The sequence below is a fragment of the Sulfitobacter sp. M368 genome (assembly GCF_025141875.1).
In the GTDB taxonomy this organism is placed as follows: Bacteria; Pseudomonadota; Alphaproteobacteria; order Rhodobacterales; family Rhodobacteraceae; genus Sulfitobacter; species Sulfitobacter mediterraneus_A.
This window is the reverse complement of sequence record NZ_CP081113.1, coordinates 3,079,422-3,098,776: the sequence shown is the minus strand read 5'-3', so window position 1 is coordinate 3,098,776 and position 19,355 is coordinate 3,079,422. Positions and strand designations below refer to the sequence as shown.

Sequence of the window (19,355 nt, the reverse complement as noted above, 5' to 3'; positions counted from 1 at the left end):
GTCTGAACGGGTGTCAGGGTGCGACACGTTCAGTGGTTGAGAACGCATAGCCCCTTGGACTTCTGGAAATTCCAATTGCATTCCCAACGATTTCCTGACCGGTCGAGATGGGCATTTTCCGGGATATCGATCTCTTTGCAGGCAGCGCCGGAGGCTTCGTACCCCCTGTGGCACTTCCATCCTTCGCCATAAGCTGCATCGTCCAAATATCCGAATTCCGGGACAACAACGGGCTTGCAAACGGCGTCTTGTTCGAAAAACCCGCGTTCGCAGCTCCATAACTGGCCATAGCGAGATCCGTTCAAATACCCGTTGGTCGGGACCACAACTGCGGTGCAGCTTTGACCGGTTTTCTCGAACCCGCGTTCACAGTCCCAAGCAGACCCAAAGGAGGCTTCCACCAGATAGGCGTTTTCAGGCACGACGACCTTTTGGCAGCTGTCGTCAACTCTGTGGAAACCGCGCAAGCAGTGCCACCGTTCGCCAGAAGGGTCCAGGAACCCTCCCTCGGGAACGACGACCGCGACACAGGCTGTTTCATTGACCTGGCGATAGCCATGAAGGCATGCCCATCCGGTCCCATATGAACGGTTTGTTTCATATGCGTTTTCCGGTGCGGCTACGGCTGCGCAATTGTCGCCATCCGGCCGATATCCGATGTCGCAGTCCCAGCCCTCACCATAGCTCTTTGCGCTGGCGTTTTCCGGCATGGTTTGGGCAAATGCGGGCATCGCCAAGAGAAGCAAACCAAAAACAGGTCCGAGAAAAACGAGCCAGAACACTCTGGCGTCCGTTGATCCACCGGTCTCGCAAAGCGATCTTTGCAAAGGCAATTCTGTTTTTGAATTATGATCCATCCAGGGCAAGCCCCGCGAGGCAAGCAACGGCAAGATCACGGTCTGGCGCATCTGAGCCTGGAGGCGTTGCCCAACCGGTTTCCAACATTGCATTGCGGCGGCCAAAGCCTGAGAGATCCTGAAGCACTACAAGTTTCTCTGCGCGTTCTGGATCGGTTGCCGAAATGTCGAGGCAAACCGGAACCATTGCCGAGGTCACTTCTTCGGATGCCAGGTTCTGTGCCATGGTTTGGGCGCCACTGCTTGTTGTCCAGCCTCCCCAAGAAAAGCCAAGGATAGAAACCGCAATCGCGCCAACCAACGCCCCGTAGATACCGGGTTTCGTCCATTCTGGAAAAGTCATCTTTTGATCCTTTGACGGGGAAAGCGCCGCCTCACTGTTTTTGGCACTGACAAAACATTTTGTCAGCGCCGTCGCATCGTCGCTAGACCGACAGCACTCTGTTCATTTCCAACCGCCAAAACGCATGAACCTACAGCACGGACGATGAGGTTGTGCGCGATCGCATCGGCAACCTCTCAAGCATCAAATCCCGCTACGGCATGTGACATTCGAATTTTCGTGAAAGATAATTGCAGTTTGCGATGGCGGGCGATGCGCCTATGCCGCGAAAATCCACAACTTTGTACCCTTTACATAGCCGCTAAATGCCCGAATTACAATGTCAGTTGACCTAAACTTGGTCCTGACGCCGACGACGAACCATATGTGCCGGGCGCGAACGGGCTTGCAGCCATCAGCCACAAATTGTCGACCGCCCAGACAAACCGGCAGGCGGATCGAAATTTTATAGCCCGTTCAGCAAGCATACTGAAACCTAACTGGCTTTGATTTGATGGGATCCGAAGGTCAGTTCGTCGGAGGTGCGTAGGTGCCCTTGACCTGCTTGTAGACATCTCGTGCCTTATGGCTTTCGGCGCTGCTGTACATTGGAATTGTTTTGAAGCTCTCAATCGCACCGCCCATAGTCGCAGCCAAAACCGTGCCGACATATTCAGAAACACTGGGCATATCTGCAATGAGGGCGACGTGGTGCTCTTGGCCAAGAAGGCCGTAAAAACCAATCAGCTTCCCTCCGGCAGCTTCACAGACTGCACGCGCGACGTCTTCTCGATCTGTGTCCCCTTCGACAATCGTTTTTATCGCCTGCGGGGTGTACTTTATCATCAGCATGTAAAGAGCCATTTTGCAAAATCTTCCAAGAATATGGAGCACGGCAAATCGATGCAGATGATCTGCAATTCATTTCTGCCGATAGCGCACCTTATCACTTTGGGTCTTGAGAGTCGTTGACGTTCATTGAAGTTACGTCAATTCAATCTGGCGGGGAATTCCTGTCAATGCGATGTCCTTGCTGTAATTTACCCTACATGCGGAGGTGCGGACGCGTTTCAAAGGGGCCTCTGTCGATCAAGTCGGGTTCGGACGTTTGCAACTGCCCGATGTCAGCTTGCTGGCGCGAAACAAACATCAAGTGAGATCAATTCAATGTCTATTTTCCAATCTCGATCTGGCTCAAAATTACTTTGAAATTTGCCAGACACACAGCAGGTCTATCGCCTCAGGGTCATGATTATTCAAGCACACCTGCTTTGCGCATCCCGTCAAACAAGTGGTCCAGATCAGCCTGATTTTTGTAAGGCAACTTTTTTGCCAGTCCACTCAGAGTGACGCCTGGTTTGAGAGCCATGTAAATTTCTGCGTGTTTTCTCGCCTCTACCTGCTTTCCCAATTGGGCATAGGTGGGTGCCAGCCACTGATGAAGTCCGTCATAATCAGGGAAACGCGCCAAGCCCTCTTCGAGAGGTATCAACGCCTCTGCATATCGCTTTGTCAGGTAGAGCGATTTGCCAAGCATTTCATAGTAGTCACAGCGGGCATAAATCGGATTGTATCTCAGTGCGAGCCGCGCCTCTTCCACCGCTTCATCAGATTTACCTGCCGTCACCAGATAGTAGGAAAGCGCGAAATGCACATCTGCATTGTTCGGATCCAGTTCAACCGCCTTTCTCCCCTCAGAAACGGCAAGGCTATGCTGTCTCATCCAACAATACACATCCCCAAGAACCATATGCGCCTTCGCCAGACCTGACGCCAGCCGCACGGCCAAGCGCGCATGTTTTAATGCCAGTTCGAGTGCTTGCTTGGGCTCCGGGCTCCATTCCTGGTTTGACTCATGGGTCATCGCCCAGGCAAAACCGGCATGGGCCGGGGCATAGTCAGGGTCCAATTCCATCGCACGTTTGTAGAGCTCCAATGCCTGTGCATTCGTCTCCTTTGTGAATTGACTGTGCAGTGCGTTCGCTTGCAAAACGTAATCATAGGCACGCAGATCTTTGACGTCTTTTCGAAATGCCCGTTCTTGTTCGGCCCGCGATAGAGTTATGGACAGAGTTGCGACAATGCTCTCACTAATCCGATCCTGAAGGTCGAAAATTTCTTGCAAATCTCCGTCAAAGCGATCTGCCCAAAGCTGGGCTGAACTCTCGGCGTCCGTCAGTCTGGCGTTGACCCGAACCCTCCCTCCGCCCCTTCGAACGCTTCCTTCAAGTACGTAACGGACGCCCAGTTCCTGAGCCACCTGGCTCGGGCCAACAGACCGATCTTTATAGGCAAGGGTCGCGCTGCCGGCGATGACAAGCACGCCTGATATCCTTGAGAGGTCAGTGGCGATGTCATCCGTCATGCCATGTGCAAAGTACGTATCCTCTGAATCCCTAGAGACGTTCTCGAAGGGCAGAATTGCGATCGAGGGTATCTCGCTTTGTCTTTGTACGGCACCGGTCGCGGGCCACCGATAGACATGAATCGGTTGTGCAATCCCCTTGACCTTATGCTGACCGGCATCTTCGAAGCTGGCATCAATTCGATTATCGATACTTTCCTGAACAATTGAGGTGATACAAATCCCGTCAGGGTCTGCCAATGTTTCAAGCCGAGCGACGATATTCACCCCATCACCAAAGATATCCTCCCCTTCAATGATTACATCGCCAAGATTGATCCCGATCCGCATCCGGATCTGGCCGTCCGCTTGGACTGTCCGCTGTTAGATCGTCAAAGCGGCCTCGACCGCCTCGACCACGCTGGTGAACTCGACCAAAGCACCGTCGCCCATCAGTTTGACTACACGGCCACCTCGCGCTGCGATAACCGGATCAAACACCTCAGCCCTATGCTTTTGCAAAGCGGACAGCGTGCCCAGTTCATCACCGTTCATCAGGCGTGAAAACCCGACCACATCCGCCATCATTATCGCTGCAAGTCGCCGCGCCATAATACACCTCTTCGAAAGCGAAGTTATCGAATGAAGGAGGATTAGGCTATCGCAAGAATGCCGACATTCACACTTGATGCAGCAACCGGCAGCTTTGGGTTCATTGCCGACCCTGAATGCGCCGCGGCATTCCCGAGGTATGGTGCGCGGTCAATGTCGGATTGTCGTTATGGGCGGGCCTGGCAGAACGGGGGCCGTTAGGGAAACCCCGATCTTGCCTGCCAAGCGCGCTTCTACCCCGGACGTATAAACAGTTTCAAACTACGCCTGTAGCATGGACCAGCCGTAAAAAACGGTCACCCCAAGCGTATAGATCGCAAGCATGACCACATTGGCCGGGTTCCCGGACAGTTTGGGTGTCTTGATCTGAGAAACATTCAATCCCGCAAGACACAGGCTACAGACCGCAAGAAGGACCGCGAATGTCGGGCGCTCGAAGTACCCCGCAAACATGACAATAAAGACCAGGATGATACTGTTGTTGTCGATCGCGAGCCCCGTATACTTGGCATCGCCCGATAGTCCGAAGGTGCTGAAATAGCTCAGGCGGATGGCGCCAAAGACCAAGGTCACAAACACAACTGGCAGAAACGCGGCACTGAATTCGGCGTAGCTGAGGATAAGAATGGCGGGCGTCACCCCGTAGCTGACAATGTCGATCAGAAGATCAAGCGTGCCACCGAACGCCCGGTCATCACCTGTCCGGCCCTTCATTTTGCGCGCGATCAATCCATCTGCCCAATCAAAACCGACGGCCCAGATCATGCCGATCATCGCCGCAGGATAGAGTCCAATAATCAGAAAATAGATGGCCAGCAGCGAACACCCCAAGCCCGCAAGCGAGCAGATGTTGGGCAGATCTTTGATGTATGACAGGATCGGTGGCATTGGCGCGGCAGCGTTTTCGATTGTCATGAGACATCCTTTGAGTTAATGGAACAGACGCGTTGTCAACATCTGACAAGCGATCTCTGCTTTCAATTCTGAGTGCTTTTGAAACCAGCCGTTTCAAAACAACAATCAACTCCGGACTTCTGACAGTCTGGAGTTATCTCAGCTTACTTGTTTGAAACAACTGAACGAAATTCACGCACACACGCATTCAGATGCCGCGTGCTACCACCGATGACAGGTGGGCAAAAGGACAAAGCAAAAATGATCGTCTATACCGTTGGCACGTTCGACTTGCTTCATGTGGGCCATTTGGCCTTGTTGCGACACTGCAAATCTTTGGGCGATATCCTTGCCGTTGGCGTGGCCTCCGATGAGGTTGTGAACCTGTACAAGCCGAACGTTCCGGTTGTCCCGTTAGATCAACGCGTTGAGATGCTTGAGGCGCTGAGTTGTGTCGACATTGTGCGCCCCTATCACACGCTGGAATATGTTTCGGGCTGCAAAGCTGTCGGTGCCGATATCTTCGTGATCGGCGAAGACTGGGGCAGCAAGTCCCACAACCTTGATGTCGATGCCTATTTGAAACAGATGGGCAAGGAGATTGCGCAGGTGCGTTACAATCCGCGCACATCCTCCACCAAAATCAAACAGATGGTTCTGGCGCAGTCACATGCTCTGCTTCAGCCACATTGAACCGCGCGCAGATTGGCAGCCCATACCCGGCCTGAAGCCTCAATCCAAATAATAGAAGGTGACCAACATGCCTGCACTCTACTCCAAGCCGGAGGCGTTCAGTCCGGGCGAATGTGACCGAATTATTGCGGCTATCACCGCGGTCCCTTCCAAAGATGCGATGCTTGTGGGGCAAAATGAGGATCACGTTCTGCGGACCGCTCAGCTGGTATGGGTCGATGACGTTGACGGGCTGGGCTGGGTCATGGAGCGGCTGATCGAAATAGTTCGAAAATCCAATGTAGACCAGTTTGATTTTGACCTGCGCGAATTTGCCGAAAGCCCGCAGGTCGCAAGCTACAGGGCTACTGACAGTGGACATTTTGCTTGGCATTCCGACATTGGAGATGGCCCTGTAGCACGCAAACGCAAGCTCACATTGGTGCTTCAGCTTAGCTTGCCAAGCTCATACGAGGGCGGCGAACTGGAGATCATGCCAAGTGCTCAAATCCTGTCCGCCAGCCGCTCCCAAGGGTGTGTCAGCATCTTCCCTAGCTTTACACTTCATCAGGTCGTGCCCGTCCGATGTGGAGTGCGCCATTCCTTGACGGTCTGGGCCCATGGTCCTGCATTCAGATAACACGTCCTGAGAATCTCTGTGGCACGCCCGCAAGCCACGTCCGTTGACATCCATGTTCCGGCACAATGGTTCCGGTTGCATTTTTCCGCAGGGCTTTACGATGAATCTCAACCTCATGGCAATCGGCCATGGAAGAGCTGTTTTTCTTGATAACCCCAAAGGAGGGGGCGAGATCAAAATTCCGATGCTGGGGGTGAGATACCCGGATTGGGCAGATGTCGCGGTAGTATGTGACTGGCGCGACAATTGCCCGGAGGTACGGTGACCTTGGTGGGGTATTGGCTGTATCTGTGCGGACACTATTGCAAAGCCGGCTTCACACCTCAATCAGACGTTTAGATAATCCGGCCGGTTCATCGGTCATTCAGACTTTGTGTCATGAATTGGGCAAGGGGGTGCATACCCGCCCTGATACTGCCTTTTATTCGTCCTGATCGCGTCAGGATGATCTCGTATTGATGAACATGAGGAAAACAGTCACGGCAGAAGGCGTATGATTGTCGTACGATCATGAAGGGAACTTCACGATGCCAGTACACCATTGCAACCTGAGCAAAGCAGCGGTTCACGTTGCTCATGCTTTTGGCACAGCCAAACCTGCGAAGGGATGCAGTGTGCGCCCTGTTCCTCACCTCATTTGTTCAGCCGAAGCAAGCCATGAGGATGACTTGCAATGAGCTATTATCTCAAGCTTTTTGACTGGGCGCTATATACCCTGCCATCCAGTATTCCGATGTCGGATATTGAGGGCAACACCCAACCCAATGATCCGGCGCATCCTGATTACTCTAGCGGCGCTCCGACGTGGATCGGTGAAGATTTCACCTTCAATGGTGGCGTCGGTTACCAGATTCTGGTCGACGATGATGATGGCAACTTCGAAGACGGGTATGTAGAAACCGGCGGCATCCAAACTCTTGCGCAAGATGTAACGATCAACGGCACACTTTACACAGCCGGATCGCAGGTAGAGAACGAATTTTCCTTGATTGACGGCCTCGGCAACGAGGTTTGGGTGCTTCGAATTGCCGGCAAAAATGTAGGTTTCGTATATCAATCCGGCGAAGAACCAACCGCTGGCGAAACATTCACGCCCACAGGTGGCCGCGACGGTGATCCGGCCGATAGTGCCGATGGTGTTGCCTCGGCCGAGCCTTACACCACAGTTGATGCACGCGACGGCACTGTTTCAGGATCGGCGGGCAATGACACCATTGATGCGTCTTACACCGGTGACCCACAGGGCGATCAAGTCGATGACGGATGGGCTGGTGGCGCTGGAACAAACAACAACCTCATCGAAGCGCTGGACGGCAATGATTCCGTCGCAGCCGGTCTGGGCGCCGATACTGTTTACGGCGGCTCCGGCAACGATACGATCGACGGCGGATCAGGCAATGACAGTCTCTTTGGCGGTGATGACGCTGACCAGATTGATGGCGGTGACGGCAATGACACTGTTTGGGGTGGTACCGGAGGAGACAATATCTCCGGGAACGCCGGTACAGATTATCTCCATGGTGAAACCGGCGATGACATTATCTGGGGCGGCGATGGAAATGACTTTGCATTCGGCGGCGACGGAGCGGATACGCTTTACGGTGGCCAAGGCGCCGACGTGCTCTACGGCGGGAATGAAGCCGACGTTCTGAACGGCGACGATTTCTCATCGGTCGGGGGCAATGACACGCTTTATGGTGAAGCCGGTGACGACGTTCTGAACGGCAATGCTGGTGACGATCTTTTGGTTGGTGGGGCTGGAAACGATCTGTTCCTCGTCAGCGATGGCAACGACACCATCAGCGATTTCAACACTGGCAATACCGGTGCGCTGGGTGACGGAGATATTTTCAACAACGATTTCCTGTCGGTTGGAAGCTACTACGACAGCCTCGGCGAGCTGCGGGCGGACCAAGCGGACGATGGTGTTCTAAACCAGTCCAACACCGTCGATGATGAAGGCAAGGCTGTCGATTATTCCGACAACGCCCAATTCGGCAGCGGCTCAATGACGGTGCAGGGTGCGGATGCCTCCAGCTACACCTATGACAACACCGGCGTGGTCTGCTTTGCATTGAACACGATGATCCTCACGCCAAGGGGCGAAGTCCCGATAGAAAGCCTATCTCCGGGCGACATGGTCACCACTTTGGACAATGATCCGCAGCCAATCGCCTGGATCGGCCAACGCCATTGCAACTTTGAAGACCTTAAGAGGGATGAAACGCTGCGGCCCGTGTTGATCCGAAAAGGCGTATTGGGAGTTCAGCGGGATTTGTTGGTGTCGCGCCAGCATGCAATGCTGTTGGGGCAGAACCATTTCGCCAGGGCGATCCATTTGGCGGAAACGATGCAAGGGGTCAGGGTCGCCCATGGCAAACGTGAAGTGACCTATTTCCATCTGATGTTCGATGCACATCAAGTCATCTTTGCGGAGGGCGCTCCGAGCGAAAGCTTTTACCCTGGCCAGATGGCTATGCAGATGATGTCGAAGGACGCGCGTTCGGATCTTTTCCGCCATTTCCCGAGACTGATGGGCTGCACAGAAGATGCCGATGTCCAGCGGGCTTTTGGTGAGACTGCGCGACCCTTCTTGGCAAAGGCCGAGATTTCCGGGCTGTTCACTGCAGCCTGAACTGTCCAGACTGCTCTGGCGGGTAATGTTTGATCTGCCTGATTGATGCGCCGCCCCGCCTCAGTGGTTCCCGCAACCTGTTTCTCTCGTTTCTGAGATTTACGCCCAACACCCCTTCAAAGGCGACAAATCGTCAATCCCGGATTGTCGTTGCAGCGCTGAGCTCAGCCAACGTTCCGTTGTGATCGCTCATGCCAGCCTCCCAGATGGCGTCTCGCGTGACCTCGTTTATCCGCGTATGACCTCCTGATTTAACCTCGACGAAAAGCTTCGGCTTGAATTCGAACGCAGCGAGATTTCGCAGCACCCCCGCGATCATCCAAAGCTTGCATTGCGGACAAATGGTTTGATCAACCCATATCTTTACTTCAGGACTGCCATCAAAGTTTTCATGAGCGTTATCGTACCATGACTGAAGCTTCTTTTGGGCCTCACGCCACGCCTGCCGCTCTGCATGGTTTTCGGCGCCGTTATTGTCCGCCATGTTGCTGCTTCCATACCCTTGCGCGCCGCCCCAGCCGTTGCCTTCTCCCGAAAATCTGAAATATACCTTTGCAGTTGCCACTTTCTTCTCCCTAAGTCACAGTTCCCCAGAAGGAACCCGTCTAGTTATTGATGGCACCAATGCAGGTTGAGGCGCCCCCGGTTTCTTCGACACCTGCCTTTTTCAGTTTGATCTGTTCTACTTCGAAGTCAACTGGCGGTAGCGTGCCATTGTGCCGTGACCCGCTGATAGTGGATTATTGAGATGTGTTGCTCCTCCGTTGATGGGATGGCACCACTTTATTTTGTGGCCCCACCATTGATTTGAAACAGGACGCGGACGTGCCTTGAGGGCGTGCCAGCGACGATCCAATAAGGCCAAAGGTCCACGTCCCCAAGCGGGCATCTTTGGAATTTGGGCCGAAAACCCGTACAGCACGCCATGCTGACAGATTCACTTGCGCGGGACCAAAATGCATAGCAAGATTAATTATGGGGGACCAATATTGCACACACAGATAGCCGTCGAAGCACGTAACGTAGGCAAGATTTACGGCGCAGGACAAACCGCAATCACAGCGTTAGGAGACGTGTCTATTGCGATCGAAAAAGGTGAGTTTTTCACGCTTTTGGGTCCATCGGGTTGCGGAAAAACCACTTTGCTGCGCTGCATCGCAGGTTTTGAAACCCCGACAGCCGGCTCCATTTACTTGTCTGGCGAGGACATTACCTACACCCCGCCAAACGAGCGACCGGTGAACACGGTCTTTCAATCCTACGCCTTGTTTCCGCATCTTACGGTGGCCCAAAATATCGGTTTTGGCCTCAAAATGCAGGGGAAGCCCGCATCGGAAGTCAAGCGCGCGGTAGAGCGTGTGCTGGCGTTGGTGAAGTTGGAGGATTTTGCAAACCGTCTGCCGACGCAGTTGTCAGGTGGGCAGCAACAACGTGTCGCGCTGGCGCGGGCCCTCGCACCTGAACCTCAGGTGCTGCTGCTGGACGAGCCTTTGTCGGCGCTGGATCTCAAGCTGCGCAAGGAAATGCAAAGCGAGCTGAAACGCCTCCAGACAGAAACGGGTATTACCTTTGTCTTTGTGACTCACGATCAGGAAGAGGCACTCACGATGTCCGACCGCATCGGCGTAATGTCTGCAGGCGCGCTTTTGCAGGTTGGCACACCCCACGATATTTATGATCGTCCCGTCGACCGCTTTGTTGCGGATTTCATTGGCGAGACCAACTTACTGGACGGACAGGTCGAACAGGGCGGTGTGCGCATCGGAACCGGCGATGTGCTGGCTGTGACGCTGGGCGCAGCACAAGGCAAGGTCACTCTGGCCATTCGGCCAGAGCAGGTCAGCCTTGCCCCGACGGGCAGGGGGATGACCGCCAGCATTGTCGAAAAAACCTACATGGGCACCGACACGCATTACAAACTTACCCTAAGTGACGACAGCCACCTTGTCGCGCGGGTCCAGTCCAACTCCGCAATCAGCTTTGCGGTGGGTCAGGATGTGTCGGTCAACATCGATACGCAGGCCGTGCAGGTGCTGACCTCATGAACAGGAAAACCATCGGCCGCAGCAAAGGGGTGAACGGCTGGTTGCTCTCGGCACCTGCGCTTGTTCTGTTGATCCTCGCCGCGAGTGGTCCGCTGCTGATCGTCGCGCTCTATTCGGTGCTGGAGAAGGGCGATTATTCCGGCGTGCGCTGGATCCTGTCGGGTGATGGCTGGTTCAGCGTGTTCCTGCAGCGCGATATATTCGATCAGACAATCAGCCTTGCAGATGCAAACCTCACGATTTTCTGGCGGTCGGTGAAACTGTCGATCATGACAACCCTGATTACGTTCGGTTTCGGCCTGCCAACCGCATGGTTCATCGCCACACGGCCCGCAAAGGCACGTGCGTTCTGGCTGTTCCTGATCACCATTCCGTTCTGGACAAATCTGTTGATCCGCACCTTTGCGATCATGGAAGTGATCCGCAATCAGGGGATCCTGAATACCTTTCTGATGTGGACGGGCCTGATCTCCGAGCCGATACAGATTCTGTATACCGATACTGCGGTGCTGATCGGGATGGCCTATGTCTATCTGCCGCTCATGGTGCTGCCACTTTATGCCGCCATCGACCGTTTTGACTTCCGTCTGATCGAGGCGGGATATGATCTTTATGCCTCGCGCTGGCAGGTGCTGCGCGGTGTGATCATACCGATCATCAAACCGGGGATTATCGCGGGCAGTATTCTGGTCTTCATTCCCAGTCTCGGAGCCTATGTGACGCCGCGCGTGCTGGGCGGCGGCAAGAATATGATGATTGGGAATTTCATTGAGCTGCAATTCGGACAAGGTCAAAACTGGCCCTTGGGGGCCGCTCTCTCAACCCTCCTGCTCGCGGTGGTTCTGATCTCTTTGGTGATCTATACCCGCGTCTCCACCAAGGATGATCCCCGTGACTAAAAAGCGCGCCTTTGATGTGACAACGCTGCCGGGGTTCACTTTTATCGCGATCCTCGCGTTTGTCTTGCTATATGCGCCGATTGTGACGCTTGTTATCTACTCGTTCAACGGTGGACAATCGGTCAATCAATGGGGCGGTCTTTCACTGCAATGGTATGTGGTGGCCTGGAACAATGAGGCCGTTCAGGACGCCACTGCGCGTTCCTTGATCATTGCGCTCTGGGCCTCTGTCATCTCAACCACCGTGGCAACAATGGCCGCACTTGGCACAACGCGGCGGGGCAAGTTCAAGGGGCAGACGGTGATCTATATCATCATCAACCAACCCCTGATGGTGCCCGAGATTGTTACGGCTGTGGCGCTGCTGATCTTCTTTTCCTCCGTCAAGATCGCAACGGGTTATAGCGGCCTTGGCTATCTGATCCTTGCCCATTCCGCCTTTTGCATCCCCTTCGCCTATCTGCCGATCAAGGCCCGACTGGAGGGGATGGACACCAGTATGGAAACCGCGGCCGCCGACCTTTACGCCACCCCATGGCAGACGTTTTACTATGTTACGTTGCCGCTGCTGTTGCCCGGTGTGATCGCTGGTGTGATGCTGGCCTTCATTATCTCGCTCGACAATGTGATTATAACGGAATTTGTGAAATCTGCAGGGCAGGATACACTGCCGACATATATGCTCGGCCAGTTGCGCCGCGCCCTGACACCCGAGGTCAACGCCATTTCAACAGCGCTTTTGGCGCTTACGGTGCTGATCCTGACGGCATTCGTTTTCGTAACCAAGAAGCGGGAATAACCTGCAAAAAACCAATAAGGGAGATTAAGATGAAGACCTACATTATCGCAACAGCAGCCTTACTGGGCAGCACCATGGGCGCTTATGCCGAAGGGGAACTGAACCTCTTTAACTGGGGCAACTACACCAGCCCCGAGATGCTGGAGAAATTTACCGAAGAGACAGGGATTACTGTCACTGTCACCGATTACGACAGCAATACAACCGCTTTGACAAAGGTCGAAGCAGGCGGCTCGGGCTATGATCTGGTGGTGCCTTCAGCCAACTATATTCCTGTCTATGTCCGCAAGGGCCTGATCGCGGAATTGGACCATTCTAAAATTCCGAACATCGGCAATATTGCTGCTGAGTGGAAAGATGTTCCATGGGATCCGGGCCGCACCCATTCCGTACCGTGGCAATGGGGCTCGGTCGGGATTGCGGTCAATACTTCCGTTTATAGCGGCGATGTAAACACCTCTGAACTGTTCATGGACCCGCCGCCCGAACTGGTTGGCAAGATCAACGTGGTTCCTGAGATGACGGATGTTTTGAACATGGCGATCTTCAATGTGGGCGGTGAGGCCTGCACCGAAGACCTGACAGTTCTCAAGAAAGTGCGCGACCGTCTGATGGCAGCCAAGCCGAAATGGCTATCGATGGATTACGGCACCACAGACAAACTATCCTCGGGTGACTATGCCGCGTCGGTTAACTGGAACGGTTCGACCATGCGCGCACGGATCAATAACCCTGACGTGGTTTATGGATACCCCAAGGAAGGCTATCCGTTGTTTATGGATTCTGTCGCCTTGCTGGCCGATGCGCAAAACGTCGATGAGGCATACCAGTTCATCAACTTCATTCTTGAGCCGGAAAACGCCGCAATGATTTCAGCATTTGCACGCTACGCGAATGGCGTCGCAGGCTCAGAAGAGTTCATGCCTGAAGACATGAAAACCGCGCCCGAGATCGTCACGCCAGCGGAATTTGCGGCAGGTGGTAAGTTCCTTCCGACATGCCCGCAATCAGCGACTGATCTCTATACGGCAATCTGGACTGAATTGCTGAAATAAACTCTCAATGCGGGGCGGTGTAACGCCCCGCATTTTTGCTGCGGGATCAGCGCCGCGCTGAGTCAAAGATGCCCGGCACACCGTAAAGATCGGTTCGGCGGACGCGAAACATTCCCCACGCATGCCGATCCCGCGCCGGCTTGATCCATATTCTGAGCGTCATCGGGATCTGTCGCAATTTTCAAGGCGGCAAAAGCCAGCTTACGCACCCATGAAACCTTCAAGGACATTCACGGTATTTATGCCGACCGCTTCGATCGCATATCCGCCTTCCATGCAGATCACGGTGGGAAGTTTCATGTGCCCGATCCGCCGACCGGCATCGGTAAAATCATCGCTTTCCAATTTGAAGAAACTGATCGGATCCTCTTTGTAGGCATCCACACCCAGCGACAGCACCAGCGCTTCGGCGCCCCAGTTCCTGATCTTGCCAATCGCATCGTCCAAAGCGGCCGACCAGATGTCATATCCAGTGCCCTCCGACATTGGGTAGTTCAGGTTGCTCCCTTCACCTGCGCCACGACCGGTTTCATCCTCATATCCCAGATAATAAGGGTAGGTTTCTGCCGGCGCGCCGTGCAGGGAGGCGAACATCACATCCGCACGGTCATAAAACAACGATTGCGTGCCGTTTCCGTGGTGAAAATCTATATCGAGGATCGCAACCCGTTCTGCGCCCGATGCGCGGAACATCTGGGCCGCAACGGCCGCATTGTTGATAAAACAATAGCCGCCATATTGATCTGCAGTCGCATGGTGTCCGGGTGGACGGCACAGGGCAAAAGCACTCTGCGCTCCTGCCGCAACATGGCGCTGTGCGGCCTGCGCGCAGGCAAGTGATCCAAGTGCCGCTTGCCACGTCCCCTGCGTCATTGCCGTTTCGGACGCATGACAGTAATAGCCGACCTTCCCATCGATATTTGTCGGGATGCGGTCCATATGCATGCCACGGGCGGGAACATTGGCAGCAATGATCTCGCCCGCCATCCCCGCCTGTTTCCACTCGTCCCACGCTGTTTCAAGGAATGTCAGATATCCGGGATCAAGCAGAGCCCTCACCGGTTCCATATCGACGGGATCAGGTGCCAGAATATCGCTTAGCCCCTGCGCCTTGAGGCGATTCAGAACGTATTCCACCCGTGACGGCCGCTCAAAAGGCGTGACGAACTGCCCACCCGACAATTCAGCCTGTGGAAAATGTAGTCGGTGATCTTCACTGTGGTAAATTCGCATTCTGCATAAGATCCTTTGAGGAAACGAGCATCGAGATACAAAAAGACTGTGCAGATAACGATCGGTTGTCCAGCCTAAGGTTTGGACGGGCTTGAGCTGGGCGTGTGGCGGTTTGGTGCCCCTACCTATTCAATTCGGGTCATGGACGTTGGATGTCGCGCGTGCGGCTTATCGGTCTTTTGCATATTCCTGAGCGCGCCAGATTACGTCCGAAATTCAGGGGCTCAGTCGGCAGGGCGGTCTAGATGGCACCGATACCCTCACGCGACCTGCGCGATCTCGTCCCCTTTGGCCAAAGGACAAGTAAACCAGAACACGGTCTCTTTGTCCGGCTCGCTTTCAAAGCCGATTTGCCCGCCCATCGATTCAATCAGTTGGCGCGAGATGTTCAGGCCAAGCCCGGTTCCGCCCCTTTGGCGAGTGTCGGAACTGTCAGCCTGTGAGAACGGTTGGAAAACCTTTTCGCGAAATTCCTCCTGAATGCCGATCCCCTGATTTATCACAGAAATTTTTGCGCAATCGGGCAGAAACTCCGCACAGAGGCGGACAGTCGTGCCGGAATGGGCAAATTTGCATGCATTGGACAGAAGGTTGCTCAACACCTGAATGGTCCGTTTCTTGTCAGTCCAGATGTCTTGCTCGCCTTCGGGGGCTTCTACGGACAATTGCACGTCCCATTGCGATGCGTAGGTTTCGGTATGTTTGCTGGCGAGGGCCATGATGTCACTCAAGCGCTCAGGCTTTGCGTCGTGCGCCATACTGCCTGCACTGATCTTTTCCATGTCCAGAATATCATTCACCAGACTGACCAGCCGTTCTGAGTTGGACGAGGCGATTTCGATCAAACGGTCCGCGCCGTTGGTGTCCACGTCTTTCAGTTGAACCTGCAACAACCCGAGTGCCCCTTTGATGGATGTCAGGGGCGTGCGCAATTCATGGCTGACCGTTGCGACGAAATCGCGTTTGAGCTGCTCCAACTTATAGCTTTCGGTGATGTCCATCTGGATGCCCAGCATCCGGATCGCCGTACCATCAGAAGAACGCTCCACCACCACGGCATCGGACTGCATCCAGCGCCAGTCATTCTGGGCCACTTGCACGCGGAACCGCACCGATGCACGATCCGCGCCGCCGTCAACGCAGGCGGCCTTGGCTTCTTCCAGTAGGGCAACGTCATCGTCATGCATCAGTGCAATCTGAAATGAATAGGGGTCGGCACCGCCTTCCATTTCAGGTCGGTGCAAGAGCGTTTTCCAGGTTTCTGAAACCACAGAGGTCTGATTGCGCAGGTCCAGGTCAAAGACGCCGATTTCGGCGCTGGTCAGGGCGAGGTTCCAGCGTTGTTCAGTTTTGGCAATTTCCTGTGTGTGGCGCTCACTTTGGGTGATATCTCGCATCATCAGTGTGAACCGTGTCTCACCGTCTGCTGTGAACCATGTATTCTTTTCAATCTCGACGATCCAGGGCTCCGCGTCGCCCCCGGCCGGAGGCAGATGCAATTTTGTCCTGCCTTGACTGCGGCAAAGATCATAATCGGGCAGAACCTCCCCAAGGGAAAACCGCGTCAGGTCGATCTGGGTGGCCGCAGGCACCAGAAGTTTCTGTGCCGCATCGTTTGAATGCAAGATCCGCCCTGCCGGTGTCACGGAAACAATGGCAAGCATTGCGTTTTCGAGGATCGAACGTTTCTCTTTGTCCTGGGTTTCCAGATCGCGGGTCTTTTGGGCAACGGTCAGTGCAATCGTCTGGTTCTTTCTGATCAGAAAGCGCAGCATCATACTGACCAATGCAGTGATCAAAAGCCCCAGCATCAGGACAATCCACCGGGCCCGAAATGGCTGAGAAGCATCGAATTTTTCGGTGCTGCTCCAAGACAGCGCAAAGGTCTGACCAAGTATATTGATCGTTTGGCTGGCCGTGAAATCTGATGTGATGGGAGCGGTGACGGCCAGATCGCCCTGACCTGCGGCGAGGCCATCGGGGTCTGGCACCACCTTCAATTCGATAAGCTCCGACTGTGCGGCCGTCAGGCACTTGAATGCATTTTCGATATTCATCACGGCAAATGCAAATCCGACCAATTCCTCACCGGGCGACTGGGCATTTTGCCCATCGCTGAAAGGTCTGAAGATCGGTTTGATCAATAATGCCAAAGGCTGACCGTCCGGCGCGGAAAGGCCGGGAAGATCCCTTACCGCGAGGGTTTGTCTTGTCCTGCGTGCCTCTTGCGAGGCTGCAAGTAGTTCGGGGTGCTTGGAAAACGCCAACCCAACCAGATTGCCATGATCGAGCGAGGGTTCGACATATTGCACCACAGAGATATTCTGTTTCAAAGCAGCAGTCGCGCCCGTCGAACCTTTGCCCATGTCCTTGGGCATGGCCAGACCGATTGCATCCAAACCGATCATGTTATCCTGAACCTTCAGGGCATTGGCGTAATTCGACATATCCTTGGCTGTGACAAGATCCGACCCCAGCACCAAACCGGACACCCCGTCCAGAACGCGGCTGTATTCCTCGAAACGCCGGTCGAGCGACACCAGACTTTGATCAACCAGAATCTGAAAACTCTCATGCGAACGGCTTTGGGCAATGGAATGCACAAGAAGGAAGGAAACGTATGACAGGCCGAGGAAGACAACCAGAATAACTGCCTGAAACCACTCGATTTTGTTTTTTGAGGACACTGAATACCCCCTTTCGGCATAACGTTAGAAAGCCGGACTGCGCAGGGCATCCCGTTCTGGCACGATTGGCCCGAACTCTATCATTGCCCTGAGAAAGCGCTTAAATTATGGCGCAATCGGAGCATTCTGGGATGATTGTTGCGAAAACCGAAACCTCGGGGGATCGTTCAGGCAACTCAAGCGCTGGCTCGCGTTTCCAACCTAAATTTCTTTGCCGAGCATTGTCTCATGCCATCCCAACGGCGACACCTTGTCTGACGTCGCTTGAGATGCAGCCGTCTTGCTGTCAGTGTCAGATTTCACAGATGCAACCTGGCATGAGCAAGAGAAGAGCAGCGAAAATGAACCCAAATAAACTTCAAGAAATGCTTGGGCTTGCCTCTGCTGCCGCTGCGTTCTGCGACAGAACCATTCACGCGGTTTCAGCACTGCGTGAACTTCTGAACCGCGCAAAACCGAAACGGGATCCCGAGGTCACTGAAACACTGAAGAAACTGGATGCCGATCTCTTGGCCACAGCAGTCGTTCATGCACGGCTCAGCGCCAAGCTAACAAGCCTGAACGAAGAGATTTCGCGCAATGAGGAGTTCGAAAAAGAGAGATCCCGATATGAATTGGTTGAAACATCCGAGGGCGACTTTGTGTTCCGGATCAAGAACAACATGGCTGATGAACAGCCCATTCATTACATCTGCCCTGTCTGCGTGAACCGTGACAAAACCATAAGCTTCATTGCCGGTAGGAACCGGAAAGTCTGCCAGACAGACAGGAAACATGTGTTTAATTTTGGCAAGACCGCCCCTGTTCTGACCCCAAAAGTCAGGCACTGACCCCCATTTCGCTCTCTTGATACATGTCAAAGACAGCGTCCGCCCCGCCAACTAATACTGTGTCCAGGTGCGGCAAAATCGGAGGGTGGAGAATTGAGCATGTTTTCAAAAGTAGGCAAGAGCGCTGACTTGTCCCAGCAGATGGCGGACAAAGTTGGCGTGGATATCAGCGGCAGGATCGCGCAAGACCCTGTGGCAGCGGGCAAGGTTTTCCGCTCAATTACGTTGCGGTGTTCAAAGTGTGACCAACAGACGGATTGTCTTGAGTTGCTGTCGAAAAACGATCGGTTGGACGCGCCGCCAGATTATTGCCTGAACAAACAAATCCTTGGAACCTTGAAGGACAAGTAACCTCAAGAATAAAAGGCAGAAGTGCAGCTAATTTCCTAGACACCAGCTTTTGCCAATTTTCGCAGTCAACCGGCGACAGCATGCCGGTGTTCGTGTGCTTGCGCTTCGTGTTGTAGAATAGCTCGATGTATTTCAATACATCGTGCCTGGCTTGCTCCCGTGTTTCTTTCGCCGCCTGACCTTTTCTTGATTCAAGAATTGAAAGAAGATTTTGGCGACGGCGTTTTCCTGACAATTTCTCTTACGGCGTAAAAAGTGTTCGAATTTGTGTTCGCGCTGGGACGCGGCCCATTCTCGGCTGGTGAATTCTGCGTTTTGGTCCGAGTGCATCAACTGGACAGGTCCAGATTTTCGCCGCCAGATCGCGATCAGCGATGCTTGCATGGCGCGTTCTGCCCTCTGACACGACACAAAGCCCAGCCAACAACACGCCACTAGGACAGGTTGATGACGACACAGAGATACGCGAAATCTGCATGC

18 protein-coding genes are annotated in these 19,355 nt (G+C 54.0%); 9 read left to right on the top strand and 9 right to left on the bottom strand.

Features of this window, described 5'->3' with window-relative positions:
• Positions 1-29: 29 nt before the first annotated feature.
• The 6 genes from K3754_RS15350 to K3754_RS15325 all read right to left on the bottom strand — a co-directional run bounded on the left by K3754_RS15350 (position 30) and on the right by K3754_RS15325 (position 5,050).
• On the bottom strand, positions 30-731 hold the full coding sequence (locus tag K3754_RS15350; protein WP_259938379.1) for a hypothetical protein: 702 nt from the start codon (positions 729-731) through the stop codon (positions 30-32).
• Positions 732-846: 115 nt separating this feature from the next.
• Positions 847-1,200, bottom strand: a complete 354-nt coding sequence (locus K3754_RS15345) for a hypothetical protein (protein ID WP_259938378.1) — start codon at positions 1,198-1,200, stop codon at positions 847-849.
• A gap of 507 nt (positions 1,201-1,707) precedes the next feature.
• Positions 1,708-2,043 (bottom strand): GYD domain-containing protein, encoded by a 336-nt coding sequence (locus K3754_RS15340; RefSeq protein WP_259938377.1) that lies wholly within the window; start codon positions 2,041-2,043, stop codon positions 1,708-1,710.
• Between the two features lie 388 nt (positions 2,044-2,431).
• Complete coding sequence (locus K3754_RS15335) at positions 2,432-3,880, bottom strand: tetratricopeptide repeat protein (RefSeq protein ID WP_259943376.1); 1,449 nt, start codon at positions 3,878-3,880, stop codon at positions 2,432-2,434.
• Positions 3,881-3,907: 27 nt separating this feature from the next.
• Positions 3,908-4,135, bottom strand: coding sequence for a hypothetical protein (locus K3754_RS15330; RefSeq protein ID WP_259938374.1), 228 nt, complete (start codon positions 4,133-4,135; stop codon positions 3,908-3,910).
• A 261-nt stretch (positions 4,136-4,396) separates the two neighbouring features.
• Positions 4,397-5,050 (bottom strand): phosphatidylcholine/phosphatidylserine synthase, encoded by a 654-nt coding sequence (locus tag K3754_RS15325; protein ID WP_259938372.1) that lies wholly within the window; start codon positions 5,048-5,050, stop codon positions 4,397-4,399.
• A 240-nt stretch (positions 5,051-5,290) separates the two neighbouring features.
• Here K3754_RS15325 and K3754_RS15320 point away from each other — a divergent pair, with 240 nt between their 5' ends.
• The 3 genes from K3754_RS15320 (at position 5,291) to K3754_RS15310 (ending at position 8,976) form a co-directional block, all read left to right on the top strand.
• On the top strand, positions 5,291-5,722 hold the full coding sequence (locus tag K3754_RS15320) for an adenylyltransferase/cytidyltransferase family protein (protein ID WP_259938370.1): 432 nt from the start codon (positions 5,291-5,293) through the stop codon (positions 5,720-5,722).
• A gap of 67 nt (positions 5,723-5,789) precedes the next feature.
• Complete coding sequence (locus K3754_RS15315) at positions 5,790-6,341, top strand: 2OG-Fe(II) oxygenase (protein WP_259938368.1); 552 nt, start codon at positions 5,790-5,792, stop codon at positions 6,339-6,341.
• A gap of 673 nt (positions 6,342-7,014) precedes the next feature.
• The gene (locus tag K3754_RS15310) at positions 7,015-8,976 is read left to right on the top strand and encodes a Hint domain-containing protein (protein WP_259938367.1); all 1,962 of its coding nucleotides are present in this window, start codon (positions 7,015-7,017) and stop codon (positions 8,974-8,976) included.
• 133 nt (positions 8,977-9,109) lie between these two features.
• Here the strand turns inward: K3754_RS15310 and K3754_RS15305 are convergent, their stop codons facing one another.
• On the bottom strand, positions 9,110-9,541 hold the full coding sequence (locus K3754_RS15305) for a hypothetical protein (protein WP_259938365.1): 432 nt from the start codon (positions 9,539-9,541) through the stop codon (positions 9,110-9,112).
• 424 nt (positions 9,542-9,965) lie between these two features.
• Here K3754_RS15305 and K3754_RS15300 point away from each other — a divergent pair, with 424 nt between their 5' ends.
• The 4 genes from K3754_RS15300 to K3754_RS15285 are packed head-to-tail and all read left to right on the top strand — an operon-like array spanning position 9,966 to position 13,774.
• Positions 9,966-11,021 (top strand): ABC transporter ATP-binding protein, encoded by a 1,056-nt coding sequence (locus tag K3754_RS15300; RefSeq protein ID WP_311201432.1) that lies wholly within the window; start codon positions 9,966-9,968, stop codon positions 11,019-11,021.
• The gene (locus tag K3754_RS15295; protein WP_203210276.1) at positions 11,018-11,920 is read left to right on the top strand and encodes an ABC transporter permease; all 903 of its coding nucleotides are present in this window, start codon (positions 11,018-11,020) and stop codon (positions 11,918-11,920) included. Before K3754_RS15300 ends, K3754_RS15295 begins: the two co-directional genes overlap by 4 nt.
• On the top strand, positions 11,913-12,719 hold the full coding sequence (locus K3754_RS15290; protein ID WP_259938364.1) for an ABC transporter permease: 807 nt from the start codon (positions 11,913-11,915) through the stop codon (positions 12,717-12,719). Before K3754_RS15295 ends, K3754_RS15290 begins: the two co-directional genes overlap by 8 nt.
• Positions 12,720-12,748: 29 nt before the next feature.
• Positions 12,749-13,774, top strand: coding sequence for an extracellular solute-binding protein (locus K3754_RS15285; RefSeq protein ID WP_203210278.1), 1,026 nt, complete (start codon positions 12,749-12,751; stop codon positions 13,772-13,774).
• A gap of 201 nt (positions 13,775-13,975) precedes the next feature.
• On the opposite strand, the gene K3754_RS15280 is transcribed toward K3754_RS15285, so the two are convergent.
• Complete coding sequence (locus K3754_RS15280) at positions 13,976-15,007, bottom strand: histone deacetylase family protein (RefSeq protein WP_259938361.1); 1,032 nt, start codon at positions 15,005-15,007, stop codon at positions 13,976-13,978.
• Between the two features lie 260 nt (positions 15,008-15,267).
• The gene (locus K3754_RS15275; RefSeq protein ID WP_259938359.1) at positions 15,268-17,694 is read right to left on the bottom strand and encodes an ATP-binding protein; all 2,427 of its coding nucleotides are present in this window, start codon (positions 17,692-17,694) and stop codon (positions 15,268-15,270) included.
• A 107-nt stretch (positions 17,695-17,801) separates the two neighbouring features.
• Here K3754_RS15275 and K3754_RS15270 point away from each other — a divergent pair, with 107 nt between their 5' ends.
• Positions 17,802-18,524 (top strand): hypothetical protein, encoded by a 723-nt coding sequence (locus K3754_RS15270; protein ID WP_259938356.1) that lies wholly within the window; start codon positions 17,802-17,804, stop codon positions 18,522-18,524.
• A gap of 99 nt (positions 18,525-18,623) precedes the next feature.
• Entirely contained in the window at positions 18,624-18,875 is a 252-nt protein-coding gene (locus tag K3754_RS19895) for a DUF6455 family protein (protein WP_409202392.1), read from the top strand.
• Positions 18,876-19,355: the final 480 nt, after the last annotated feature.